The organism is Duganella lactea (assembly GCF_009857505.1).
Taxonomy (GTDB): domain Bacteria; phylum Pseudomonadota; class Gammaproteobacteria; order Burkholderiales; family Burkholderiaceae_D; genus Rugamonas; species Rugamonas lactea.
This window is the reverse complement of sequence record NZ_WWCP01000015.1, coordinates 66034-78571: the sequence shown is the minus strand read 5'-3', so window position 1 is coordinate 78571 and position 12538 is coordinate 66034. Positions and strand designations below refer to the sequence as shown.

Below are 12538 nucleotides of genomic sequence, written 5' to 3'. Positions count from 1 at the left end.
TATGGATTTGCAGTTTGTCGCATCGGGCTTCGCGGTTGGCCTGCTGGTCGGTATGACCGGCGTCGGCGGCGGCTCACTGATGACGCCGCTCCTGACCTTGCTGTTCGGCGTCACGCCCGCCGTGGCGGTCGGCACCGACCTCGCGTTCGCCTCGCTGACCAAGGGCGTCGGCACCTTCACCCATCGCCTGCGCGGCACCGTCCACTGGGAGATCGTCGGCCGCCTGTGCCTGGGCGCCTTGCCGGCCGCCGTGCTGGCCAGCCTCGGCCTCAAACATTTCGGCACCCTCAGCCACGAAATGGGCCAGATCATCCGCTACATGATTGCCTGCTCGGTCATGCTGACCGTGGTCGCCTTGTTGTTCAAGCGCAAGATGCTGGTCTGGATCAACGCCCATCCCGAGCGCCAGTTGCAGGGCGCGGCGCTGCGCAACGCCACCATCGTCTCCGGCGCCGTGCTGGGCGTGCTGGTGACGATTTCGTCGATCGGCGCCGGCGCCATCGGCGCCACCCTGATCGTCATGCTCTATCCGCGCCTGACCTCGGCCGAAGTGGCCGGCACCGACATCGCCTACGCCGTGCCGCTGACGGCGATCGCCGCCGCCGGCCACTGGTGGCTGGGCTCGATCGACTGGTCGCTGCTACTGACCCTGCTGGTGGGCTCGGTGCCCGGCATTACCATCGGCGCCTACGCCGCCCGCGCCGTGCCCGAACGTTTGCTGCGCGGCATCCTCGCCTGCACGCTGATGGCGGTGGCGGTCAAGCTCTTATATAGCTGAAACATCTAATCAAATGAGAAATGCTTCGTTTGGATTATGAAGCGTAGATGAGAATATGCAGCCCTTATAGAAGGTTTTGTAATAAGGGAGCATATATGTCTGCTGTTGTTGCCGCCTCCGCGGCCATCGCGCCGGCGGCCAAACGGGGCGCGCCGTTCCGCGTCATGCCGGGCTTCCGGCTGTCGCTGGGCTTCACCGTTTTCTACCTGACGCTGATCGTGCTGATCCCGCTGTCGGCGGTGTTTCTCAAAACGTTCACCCTGACCTGGGACGCGTTCTGGACCACCGTGACCTCGGCGCGCGTGATGGCCTCGTACAAGCTGACGTTTGGCGCCTCGCTGATCGGCGCCTTCATCAACGTCATCTTCGGCGGCATCGTCGCATGGGTGCTGGTGCGCTATGAATTTCCCGGCAAGCGCATCATCGACGCGCTGGTCGACCTGCCGTTCGCGCTGCCGACCGCCGTGGCCGGCATCACGCTGACCGCGCTGTATTCGGCCAACGGCTGGCTGGGCCAGTTCATCGAAGGCTACCTCGGCATCAAGGTGGCGTTCACGCCGCTGGGCGTGGTCATCGCGCTGACCTTCATTGGCCTGCCGTTCGTGGTGCGCACCGTGCAGCCGGTGCTGGAGGACGCCGAGCGCGAACTGGAAGAGGCCGCTGCGAGCCTGGGCGCCAACGCCTGGCAGACCTTCTCGCGCGTGGTGTTCCCGACCATCCTGCCATCGCTGATGACCGGCTTCGCGCTGGCGTTCGCGCGCGCCACCGGCGAATACGGCTCGGTCATCTTCATCGCCGGCAATATGCCGATGGTGTCGGAAATCACGCCGCTGTTCATCATCACCAAGCTGGAGCAGTACGACTACGCCGGCGCCACCGCGATCGCGGTGGTGATGCTGGTGGTGTCGTTCATCCTGCTGTTGGCCATCAACCTGTTGCAAGCCTGGGCTCGCGGAAAGTCGGATAAATAAAATGAGTGCAGCTCCTGTTCCTGTTACCCCGGTCCGTCGCGGCGAACTGCCGTCGCCGGCGGACATCCTGGAACCGCGCTGGGTGCGCCGCGCGCTGATCGCCATCGCGCTGCTGTTCCTGACGCTGTTCCTGTTCGTGCCGCTGGTGTCGGTGTTCTTCGAGGCGCTGAAAAAAGGCTGGGACGCTTACAGCGGCGCCATCGTTGAGGAAGACGCGATCTCGGCCATCAAGCTGACGCTGATCACCGCCGCCATCGCCGTGCCGCTGAACCTGGTGTTCGGCGTGGCGGCGTCGTGGTGCATCGCCAAGTTCGAGTTTCGCGGCAAGAGCATTCTGCTGACGCTGATCGACCTGCCGTTCTCGGTGTCGCCGGTGATCTCCGGCCTGATCTACGTGCTGCTGTTCGGCGCGCAAGGCTACTTCGGCCCCTGGCTGATGGCGCACGACATCAAGATCCTGTTCGCGGTGCCGGGCATCGTGCTGGCCACCATCTTCGTCACCTTCCCGTTCGTGGCGCGCGAGCTGATCCCGCTGATGCAGGCGCAGGGCAGCGAGGAAGAGGAGGCCGCCATCGTGCTGGGCGCGTCGGGCTGGGACACCTTCCGCCGCGTGACGCTGCCGAACATCAAATGGGGCCTGCTGTACGGCGTGATCCTGTGTAACGCCCGCGCCATGGGCGAGTTCGGCGCGGTGTCGGTGGTGTCCGGCCACATCCGTGGCGAGACCAACACCATGCCGCTGCAAGTGGAGATTCTGTACAACGAATACAACTTCGCCGCCGCCTTCGCCGTGGCCTCGCTGCTGGCGCTGCTGGCGCTGGTGACGCTGGTGGTGAAATCTATGATCGCCTGGCGCCTGAACGACAACACCGCCGACGACGCACGCACTTCGGAGTAATGCCATGACCATCCAAGTTAAAAACATCCATAAGCGTTTCGGCGATTTCGTCGCGCTCAACAACGTCTCGCTGGACTTCCCGCAGGGTGAACTGACCGCGCTGCTCGGCCCGTCCGGCTGCGGCAAGACCACGCTGCTGCGCTGCATCGCCGGCCTGGAACATCCGGATTCGGGCCAGGTGGTGCTGGACGGGCAAGACGCCTCGGCACGCCATGTGCGCGAGCGCCAGGTCGGCTTCGTGTTCCAGCACTACGCGCTGTTCAAGCACATGACCGTGTTCGAGAACGTCGCCTTCGGCCTGCGCGTCAAGCCGCGCGCCGAGCGTCCGTCGGAGGCGCAGATCCGCCGCAAGGTCAAGGACCTGCTGGAACTGGTGCAGCTGGACTGGCTGGCCGACCGTCATCCGCCGCAACTGTCGGGCGGCCAGCGGCAGCGGATCGCGCTGGCGCGCGCGCTGGCGGTCGAGCCGCGCGTGCTGCTGCTGGATGAACCGTTCGGCGCGCTCGACGCCAAGGTGCGCAAGGAACTGCGCCGCTGGCTGCGCCGCCTGCACGACGAGCTGCACGTGACCTCGATCTTCGTCACCCACGACCAGGAGGAGGCGCTGGAAGTGGCCGACCAGGTGGTGCTGATGAACAAGGGCAACGTCGAGCAGATCGGCGCGCCGGACGCGGTGTACAACCATCCGGCCTCGCCCTTCGTCTACGGCTTCCTGGGCAACGTCAACGTGTTCCACGGCCGCGTGCAGGATGGCGTGCTGGCCACCGGCGAGACCAGCTTCAGCGTGCCCGCCGAGCCGGGCGCGGCGGGCAAGGGCACGGCCTATGTGCGGCCGCACGAGCTGGAGGTGGAGCGCTACACGCCGGGCGCCGAAGGCATCGTGGTCAAGCTGCGCCGCGCGCACGCGATCGGCCCGCTGGCCCAGCTGGACCTGGAGCGCGGCGACAACGCCGAACTGATCGAAGCCGTCATTCCGAACGAGCGCTTTAGCAGCCTCGGCCTGAAGGAAGGCGAAACCCTGGTGGTGCGTCCGAAGCGCGTGCGCGTGTTCGTCGACGCCGGAGCAGCGATATGAATTTCCAACAACTGCGGTCGATCCGCGAAGCCGCCCGGCGCGGCTATAACCTGACCGAAGTGGCCAACGCGCTGTTTACCTCGCAGCCTGGCGTGTCGCGCCAGATCCGCGAGCTGGAGGACGAGCTGGGCGTGGTCATTTTCGAGCGCAACGGCAAGCGCCTGACCGGCATGACCGAGCCCGGCAAAGGCATCCTGAAAATCATCGACCGCCTGCTGATCGAGGCCGAGAATCTGCAACAGGCCAGCCTGGAATACACCGGCCAGCAAAGCGGCACGCTGAGCGTGGCGGCCACCCACACCCAGGCGCGCTATGCGCTGCCGAAGGTGGTGCAGAGCTTCCGTAGCGCGTATCCCGACGTGCGCATCGCCTTGCAGCAGAGCGCGCCCGAGCATATCGCCGAATGGATTTTGTCCGGCAAGACCGACATCGGCATCGCCACCGAAGGCTTGTCGGCGTTCCCGGAGCTGGTGTCGTTCCCATGCTACCGCTGGAGCCACCTGATCGTGGTGCCGGACGGTCATCCGCTGCTGGCGCGCTCGCCGATCCGGCTGGAAGACCTGGCCGAGTTCCCGCTGATTACCTACGACGTCGGCTTCACCGGTCGCGGCCACATCGACGCCGCCTTCGCCCAGGCCGGCGTGCGGCCGGACATCGTGCTGACGGCGATGGATTCGGACGTGATCAAGCAGTACGTGTCGCTCGGGCTGGGCGTGGGCATCGTCGCCTCGATGGCGTTCGACCATGGCCGCGACAAAGGCATGCGCGCGGTGGAGGCGTCGCATCTGTTCGCGCAGAACACCACGCGGCTGGCGGTGCGCAAGGGCGCCTACCTGCGCTCGTATGCCTACCATTTCATCCAGCAATTCGCGCCGGACCTGAGCCGCGCCGACATCGACGCCGCGCTCGGCGGCGGCGACACCGCCTGATCGGTCGGCGCCGCCACAGGACTGTGGCGGCGGCATGACACTGTGCGCAATTTCCTTCTTTCTTTTGTCGAATTAACCATATACTGAATCCCTGCAACCAACACCGGGGAGCGCGTAATGGGATTCGGTAATTGGAAAATTGGCTACCGTCTGGCGGCCGGTCTGGGCGTGGCCATCCTCTTCATGATCGGCATTTCCGTCGAAGGCATCGCCAAGCTTGGGCGTCTCAACGACAACACCCGGGACCTGGCGGCCGACAAGGTGCCCAAAGTCATCCTGGCTTACGAAACGATAGGCGGTCTGAACGACGTCGCGCGGGCGATGCGCAATGCGATGCTGTCGACCGATCCGGCGGTCGTCAAGGCCGAGCTGGAACGGGTCGAGACGCGGCGCGTGGAAAACGCTGAGCGCCTCGACCAGCTCGGCAAGCTGATCGCCGATGACGATGATCCGCACAGCAAGGCCAAGCTGCAGGCGGTGCTGGAGGCGCGCGAAAAATATACCGGTGTGCAGAGTGAATTCCTGCGGATGTCGCCCGACCCGGGCCGGCGTGATGAGTCGGTCAAGTATTTGCTGACCACGGTGCGCAAGGAGCAGACGGCGTATCTGAATGCGCTGACCGCGCTGGTCAAATACCAGAACGCGGCGATCGACGACACGGCGGCGGTGGCCGAGCAGTCTTACGCCAGCTCGCGCAACACCATGATACTGCTGACGGTGGTGGCGACCGCGCTGGCGGCGTGGGTGCTGCTGGTGATTACTCACGGCATCACGCGGCCCTTGAACCGCGCGGTGGGGATGGCGCAGGCGGTGGCCGGCGGCGATCTGACGATGCGCATGGAGTGCCACACCACGGATGAAACCGGCCAACTGCTGCGGGCGCTGATCGAGATGAACGACGCGCTGGCGAGAACGGTGGGGCAGGTGCGCTCGGGTACGGAGACGATCACCATGGCGTCGAATGAGATTGCCACCGGCAATATGGATTTGTCGTCGCGCACCGAGCAGCAAGCGTCCAGTCTGGAGGAGACCGCGTCGTCGATGGAGGAGTTGACGTCGACCGTGACGCAAAACGCGGCCAATGCGCGCCAGGCGACGCAACTGGTGGTGGCGGCGTCCGAGTATGCGACCAAGGGCGGCAAGGTGGTCGACGAGGTGGTCACGACGATGGGCGCGATCAAGGCCAGTTCCAGCAAGATTGTCGACATCATCGGTGTGATTGACGGCATCGCGTTCCAGACCAATATTCTGGCCTTGAACGCGGCGGTGGAAGCGGCGCGCGCCGGCGAGCAGGGCCGCGGCTTCGCGGTGGTGGCGTCGGAGGTGCGCAACCTGGCGCAGCGTTCGGCGTCGGCGGCCAAGGAGATCAAGGCGTTGATCGGGCGCTCGGTGGAGACGGTCGATGCGGGCGCGGCGCTGGTGGATCAGGCCGGCAGCACCATGCAGCGCATCGTGCAGTCGGTGCGGCAGGTGGCGGATATCATGCAGCAGATCAGCGCCGCCAGCAGCGAACAGAGCACCGGTATCGAGCAGGTCAACCAGGCGATCGTGTCGATAGACGATGTCACGCAGCAGAATGCGGCGCTGGTGGAGCAGGCCGCCGCCGCCGCGCAGAGTATGCGCGATCAGGCGGACTTGCTGGCGCAGGCGGTCAGCGTGTTCAAGCTGGCGGGCGGGCCGCCGTCAACGGTCGCATCGGCGGCAACCGTCGCGTCGCGCGCGCTGGCGCGACAGTTGACGGCGGCGTGATGCTTACCAGCTGAAGCCGGCCTTGGCGTAGTAGTAGCGGCCGTTGAAGCCGTTCGGCGCCCAGCCGCTGTACGGGGTGGTGCCGTTGTTGTTGAGGTTGCCCGCCGATGTGACCTGGTCCGGATAACGGTCGGTCGCGTTGTCGACGCCGGCCGTCAGGCGCCAGTTCTTGCCCAGACGAACGCTGGCCGACAGGTCCAGCACCCATTGCGGATCGTAGGTCTGATCCAGTGTCGCGTTGTTCTGCGGCACGGTGAAGCTGCCGTAGCGCGTGACTACCGCGCGCACGCCCCATTGCGCCAGCGACCAGTCGGTCGCCAGGCTGAATTTATCCTTGGGCGAGCCGACGGTGATGCGGTTGATGGTCTGGCGATCAATCAGCGTCAGGCCGTTGGCGCTGAGGATCGCCGGATTGGCGTTGACATGCTGCAGCGAGGTCTGGTTGTGGTTATAGGCCGCGGTGAAGTCGAAGCGGCCGGCGTCGCGGGTTTCCCAGCGATAGGTATTCAGGATATCGACGCCGGTGGTGCGGGTGTCGATGGCGTTGGTGAAGTAGCGGCCGGCGCCGACCAGGATGCCCTGGCTGGCCAGCGCGTTGCGCAGCGCCGGGTTCAGCGTCATGTTGGCCGACAGCGCGATGCGGTCGTCGATGTCGATGCGGTAGGCGTCGACCGAAGCGGTCCAGTTGCGGCTCGGCTGCAGTTGGATGCCGAGGCTGTAGTTGCGGGCCTTCTCGGCCTTCAGCGGGGTCGCGCCCAGCGCGGCGGCCGCCGCGCTGCCGACCGCGAAGGTGCCGGTCTCGATCGGCGTGTTGACGCCGTTGACCACCGAGAAATTGGTGGTGGTGATGGTATAGAACTGCTGCGCCAGCGAGGGCGCGCGGAAGCCGGACGATGCCGTCGCGCGCAGCGACACCGCGTCGTTGAACGCATAGCGGGTCGAGGCCTTGGCCGAGGTGGTGTTGCCGAAGTCGCTGTAGCGCTCGTGGCGCACGGCGGCCGAGGCCGAGAACTGCTTGGTGACCTCCGCCTCGAAGTTGGCGTAGACCGACTGGTTGTGGCGGCTGTTGCTGCCGGCGTTGACCGGACGGAAACCGGAGAAGCCCTGGGCGCCGCTGCCGGTGTACGAGGCGGCGTCGCCGGCGCCGATCTCATACTCCTCGTGACGGTACTCGGCGCCCAGCGCCACCGTCAGCGGGCCGCTGAAGGCCTCGACCGGGAAGTCCTTGGCCACGTCCAGGTTCAGCAGCGCTTGCGTGTTCTTCAGCTTGCCGGCGTAGAAATGCGTCGGACTGTTGGCGCCGAGGTCCTGGTTGACGGTGTTGTCCAGGTCCAGCTTGAAATCATTGCTGCCATAGTTGGCGCTCAGGTCCCAGCGCCAGCCGGTCGCCTCGCCGCGCAGGCCGGTGACCAGCGCGGTGTCGGTGGACTTGCTGTTTTGCAGCGGCAGGAAGCCTTGCGGGAACAGCGGCGTGCGTTGCGCGGTGCCGTTGAGGGCGGTGCGCCAGGTGGCGGCCGCCGAGGTCTCGCGCTGGCCGTAGTTGGCGAAGGCGTACCAGTCGATGTCATCGTTCACGCGGTACTGGCTGTTGACGAACAGTGAGCGCGGCTTGGTTTCCGGATCGCCGAAGCGCTGGTTGACCTGGCCGTAGCGCGGCTCGGCCGGATTGCGGAAGTCGGCGCCGGCGCGGTTGGTGGGATCGCGGTCGGCGGCGTCGATGGCGATGCGTACCCAGCCGTCGTCACCGAGCTGGAAGCCGGTCGAGCCGCGCAGCGAGACCTGCTTGCCGTCGCGCTCCTGATACTCGCCGAAGCCGATTTCCGCGTCGCCGCCGCTGGCGCCTTTTTTCAGGATGATGTTGATGACGCCGGCGATGGCGTCGGAGCCATATTGCGCCGCCGCGCCATCGCGCAGCACCTCGATGTGATCGATGGCCGACAGCGGAATCGCGTTCAGATCGACCGGCGCCGAGCCGCGGCCCTGGGTGCCGTTGACGTTGACCACCGACGACGCGTGGCGGCGTTTGCCGTTGACCAGCACCAGCACCTGATCCGGCGACAGGCCGCGCAGCTGCGCCGGGCGCACGGCGTCTGACGCATCGGCGCCGGACGGGCGCGGGAAGTTCAGCGACGGCAGCACGCGGCCCAGCACGGTGGCCAGCTCGGTCGAGCCGCTGGCCTGCAGTTCGCGGGCGCCGATGATATCGACCGGCGATTCGGTATCGATGGTGCGGCGGTTCTTGGCGTAGGTGCCGGTGACAACGATCGACTGCAGCTCACCGTCAACCGCTTGCTCTTGGGCGAAAGCGGGCAGGACGAAGGAGGAAATCAGGCTGGCCAGCAGCAGGGGACGTGGACGCATCAGATAGTCTCTTAAAAGTATGGATAGCAAAAATCATATCAGCAGACGCGGATGCTGCCCACTAATCGTTATAACTAATCATATTCAAGTTCTGGATATGATGTAAAACCCGGTGTCAGGTCTGACATTCGCACACGGGTTTTCACTGGCCGGGATTGGTGATCTCGGCGTGGATCTGGTCCACTTGTTTGATGAGTTCCAGCGGCAGTTCGATGGCGTAGGCGTCGATGTTGTGCTTCAGCTGCTCCAGGTTGGTCGCGCCGATGATGGTCGAGGCGACGAACCAGCGCGAGTAGCACCACGCCAGCGCCAGTTGGGTCGGCGTCAGGCCGTGGTCGCGCGCCAGTTGGGCATAGCGTCGCGCCGCCTCCACCGTTGCCGGCCGCACGTAGCGCGGGCTCCAGTTCGACGGGAAGATGGTCAGGCGGCCGTGCGCCCGCGGATCGTCGAGGTATTTGCCGGTCAGCTGGCCGAAGGCCAAGGGGCTGTACGCCAGCAGGCTGACCTGCTCGCGGTAGCAGGTCTCGTCCAGCAGGCTGGTCTCGTAGTGGCGCGCGGTCAGGTTGTACAGGTTCTGGATGGTGGCGATGCGCGGCAGATTGCGCAGCTCGGACTGCTTGATGAACTCGTTCACGCCCCAGCATGATTCGTTCGACACGCCAATCGCGCCGATCTTGCCGGCCTTGACCAGCTCGTCCAGCGCGGCCAGCGTTTCCTCGATCGCCACGCAGGCGCGCTCGTGCTTCGGGTTGAAGACGTTGTTGCCGAACACCGGCACGTTGCGGCTGGGCCAGTGCAATTGGTATAAATCGATATGCTCGGTCTGCAGCCGCCGCAGGCTGGTGTCGACCGCCGCCTTCAGGTTGGCGGCGTCGAAGTTGCGCGCGCGGCCGCCGCGTATCCAGCCGATGGCGGAATTCGGACCGGCGGCCTTGGTGGCCAGCACCACGTTGTCGCGCAGGCCGGTTTTCTTCAACCAGGTGCCGATGTAGCGCTCGGTCGAACCCTGCGTCTCCGCGCGCGACATCACCGGGTACATCTCCGCCGTGTCGATGAAGTTGATGCCGCGCTCGAACGCGTAGTCGAGCTGGGCGTGCGCCTCGGCTTCCGTGTTCTGCTCGCCCCAGGTCATGCTGCCGAGGCAGATCTTGCTGACGTGGAGCCCGCTTTGCCCCAGTTGTACCTTGTCCATCCGTGACTCCTCTTAGTGGCCGCGCACGGCGTCGGCGCAATCCTTGATCAGCGCCGGGCCGGCGTAGATCAGCCCGCTGTACAGCTGCACCAGTTGCGCGCCGCAGTCCATTTTCACGCGCGCGTCGGCGCCCTGCATGATGCCGCCGACGCCGATGATCGGCAGCGCGTCGCCCAGCTCGGCCTTGAGCAGACGGATCACGGTGTTCGAGAACTGGAACACCGGCGCGCCCGACAGCCCGCCCGCTTCGGCGCCGTGCAGCATGCCGGTCACGGCGTCGCGGTTGAGCGTGGTGTTGGTGGCGATGACGCCGTCGATCTGGTGGCGGATCAGTGCGTCGGCGATGTTCTTGACCTGGTCGCCGTCCATGTCCGGCGCGATCTTCAGCGCCAGCGGCACGTAGCGCTGATGCTGGTCGGCCAGGCGCAACTGGGCGTCCTTCAGCGTGCTCAGCAGACCATCCAGTTCCGAGCCGCCTTGCAGCTGGCGCAGATTCTTGGTGTTCGGCGACGAGATGTTGACGGTGACGTAGCTGGCGTAGGGATACACCTTCTGCAGGCAGTGCAGATAGTCGTCGGTGGCGTTCTCGATCGGTGTGGCGGCGTTTTTGCCGATGTTCAGGCCCAGCACGCCTTCCTTGTTCTGGTAGAAGCGCGATGCCTGCACATTGGCGACAAAGGCGTCAACGCCGCCGTTGTTGAAGCCCATGCGGTTGATGATGGCGTGCGCCTCCGGCAGACGGAACATGCGCGGCCGCGGATTGCCCGGCTGCGCGCGCGGCGTCACGGTGCCCACCTCGATCGAGCCGAAGCCGAGGTCGGCCAGCGCGTCGATGTAGGCGCCGTCCTTGTCCAGGCCGGCGGCGAGGCCGACCGGGTTCTTGAAGGTGATGCCCATGACGGTGCGCGGATCGGCCTGCGGCTGGGCGACCAGCTTGGTCAAGCCCAGCGCGGCGGCGCGTTTCAGCGCGGGAAGGGTGAAGTGGTGGGCGGCTTCGGCGTCCATCGAGAACAGCATCGGACGGGCCAGGGAGTACAGGAATTTGGACATGGGGCGGCTTGTGGTGTGGAATTCGCCCGTATTTTATCAGGCGTCCAGCACGCTCCACACGCCTTTGACCCGCGCTTCCAGCGGTTTGAAGTTGGTTTTGTAGGACATCTTCGGGCTTTCCCGGATCCAGTAGCCCAGATACACATATGGCAGCTTCAGCTCGCGGGCTTGTTCAATTTGCCACAGGACGTTGAAGGTGCCGTAGGACGCGCCCTCGACCTCCGGATCGAAGAAGGTGTACACCGACGACAGCCCATCCGACAGCATGTCGATGATGCTGACCATGCGCAGCGTGCCGCCGGGCTCGCGGAATTCCACCAGCCGCGTGTTGACCCGGCTTTGCAGCAGGAACTGCGCGTACTGGTCGCGGCTGTCCTGGTCCATGCCGCCGCCGGCGTGGCGCTTGCTCTGGTAGCGTAGGTAGAGGTCGTAATGCTCGTCGGAGAACGACAGCGTGGCGACGCCCGCCATCAGCTCGCCGTGCTTGACCCAGGCGCGGCGCTGCGTGCGATTGGGCTTGAACTCGTCGGTGACCACGCGCACCGGGATGCAGGCCTGGCAGCCGTCGCAATACGGCCGGTACGTGAAGATGCCGCTGCGGCGAAAGCCGTTCTTGACCAGCTCGGAGTAGACGTCCGCGTTGATCAGGTGCGAGGGCGTGGCCACCTGCGAGCGCGCCTGGCGCGCCTCCAGATAGCTGCAAGGGTAGGGCGCCGTGGTGTAAAACTGCAGCGTCGCGAAGGGCAGGTCGTTCAGGTACGTCATGCACGTCCTATCGGCTTGGGTTGAGTCTCTATGGTAGCTTAACTGGCCGCGGCCAGTGGTGCAATCGGTTCCCATACGCTGATCTGCGGCAATTCAATACTGTTGCGCAGATGTGCCAGGAATGCCGCGCGCGGGATCGGCGCCGCGCCCAGCGAAGCCAGGTGGCCGGTCTCCTGTTGACAATCGATCATCTTCACGCCGTGCCGGCGCAGGAAGCCGACCAGATAGGCCAAGGCGATCTTCGAGCCGTCGCTGACGCGCGCGAACATCGATTCGCCATAGAACATGCGGCCGATGCTGACGCCATAGGCGCCGCCAACCAGTTCGCCGTCCAGCCACAGCTCGGCCGAGTGGGCATAGCCCATCTGGTGCAGGCCGCAGTAGCCGGCGATGATGTCGTCCGAAATCCAGGTGCCGGGGCCGTCGCGGCGTGGCGCCGCGCAGGCGCGCATCACTTGCTCGAAGGCGCTGTCGAAGCGCACCTGCCAGCGGCCGCCGTGGTCCATGCTGCGCTGGACTTTGCGCAGGGTTTTCTTTAACGAATCGGATACACGGAACTGCTCCGTCATCAGCACCATGCGCGGGTCGGTGCTCCACCACAGTATCGGTTGGCCTTCCGAGAACCACGGGAAGATGCCGTGCTTGTAAGCCATCAGCAAACGCTGCGGCGACAGGTCGGCGCCGGCCGCCAGCAGGCCGGGCGCGTCGGTCGTCAACGCGGTGGCCACGTCGGGGAACGGCGTGTGGGTGTCGAGCCACGGAATCATAGG

General features: G+C 65.4%; 11 protein-coding genes. 6 read left to right on the top strand and 5 right to left on the bottom strand.

All coding sequences use genetic code 11. The features are described from left to right. Position 1 precedes the first annotated feature (1 nt). The 6 genes from GTP44_RS13995 (at position 2) to GTP44_RS13970 (ending at position 6400) form a co-directional block, all read left to right on the top strand. Entirely contained in the window at positions 2-778 is a 777-nt protein-coding gene (locus tag GTP44_RS13995) for a sulfite exporter TauE/SafE family protein (RefSeq protein WP_161019918.1), read from the top strand. A gap of 95 nt (positions 779-873) precedes the next feature. After that, a complete protein-coding gene (gene cysT, locus GTP44_RS13990) occupies positions 874-1749 on the top strand; it encodes a sulfate ABC transporter permease subunit CysT (RefSeq protein ID WP_161019917.1) in 876 nt (291 codons plus the stop codon). Between the two features lies 1 nt (position 1750). Beyond that, the gene (cysW, locus tag GTP44_RS13985; RefSeq protein ID WP_161019916.1) at positions 1751-2647 is read left to right on the top strand and encodes a sulfate ABC transporter permease subunit CysW; all 897 of its coding nucleotides are present in this window, start codon (positions 1751-1753) and stop codon (positions 2645-2647) included. A gap of 4 nt (positions 2648-2651) precedes the next feature. Then, complete coding sequence (locus GTP44_RS13980; protein ID WP_161019915.1) at positions 2652-3722, top strand: sulfate/molybdate ABC transporter ATP-binding protein; 1071 nt, start codon at positions 2652-2654, stop codon at positions 3720-3722. Further along, on the top strand, positions 3719-4651 hold the full coding sequence (locus tag GTP44_RS13975; RefSeq protein WP_161019914.1) for a CysB family HTH-type transcriptional regulator: 933 nt from the start codon (positions 3719-3721) through the stop codon (positions 4649-4651). Before GTP44_RS13980 ends, GTP44_RS13975 begins: the two co-directional genes overlap by 4 nt. Before the next feature lie 117 nt (positions 4652-4768). Then, the gene (locus GTP44_RS13970; protein WP_161019913.1) at positions 4769-6400 is read left to right on the top strand and encodes a methyl-accepting chemotaxis protein; all 1632 of its coding nucleotides are present in this window, start codon (positions 4769-4771) and stop codon (positions 6398-6400) included. 3 nt (positions 6401-6403) lie between these two features. Here GTP44_RS13970 and GTP44_RS13965 read toward each other — a convergent pair whose 3' ends face one another. The 5 genes from GTP44_RS13965 to aat form a co-directional block, all read right to left on the bottom strand. Beyond that, complete coding sequence (locus GTP44_RS13965) at positions 6404-8761, bottom strand: TonB-dependent receptor plug domain-containing protein (protein WP_161019912.1); 2358 nt, start codon at positions 8759-8761, stop codon at positions 6404-6406. 142 nt (positions 8762-8903) lie between these two features. Further along, entirely contained in the window at positions 8904-9953 is a 1050-nt protein-coding gene (locus tag GTP44_RS13960; protein WP_161019911.1) for an aldo/keto reductase, read from the bottom strand. 12 nt (positions 9954-9965) lie between these two features. Beyond that, positions 9966-11003 carry a quinone-dependent dihydroorotate dehydrogenase gene (locus GTP44_RS13955; protein WP_161019910.1) on the bottom strand — a complete coding sequence of 346 codons (1038 nt, stop codon included), beginning with the start codon at positions 11001-11003 and terminating at the stop codon, positions 9966-9968. A 36-nt stretch (positions 11004-11039) separates the two neighbouring features. Continuing rightward, positions 11040-11768 (bottom strand): arginyltransferase, encoded by a 729-nt coding sequence (locus GTP44_RS13950; protein ID WP_160990728.1) that lies wholly within the window; start codon positions 11766-11768, stop codon positions 11040-11042. Between the two features lie 38 nt (positions 11769-11806). Then, a complete protein-coding gene (gene aat / locus GTP44_RS13945; protein ID WP_161019909.1) occupies positions 11807-12535 on the bottom strand; it encodes a leucyl/phenylalanyl-tRNA--protein transferase in 729 nt (242 codons plus the stop codon). Positions 12536-12538: the final 3 nt, after the last annotated feature.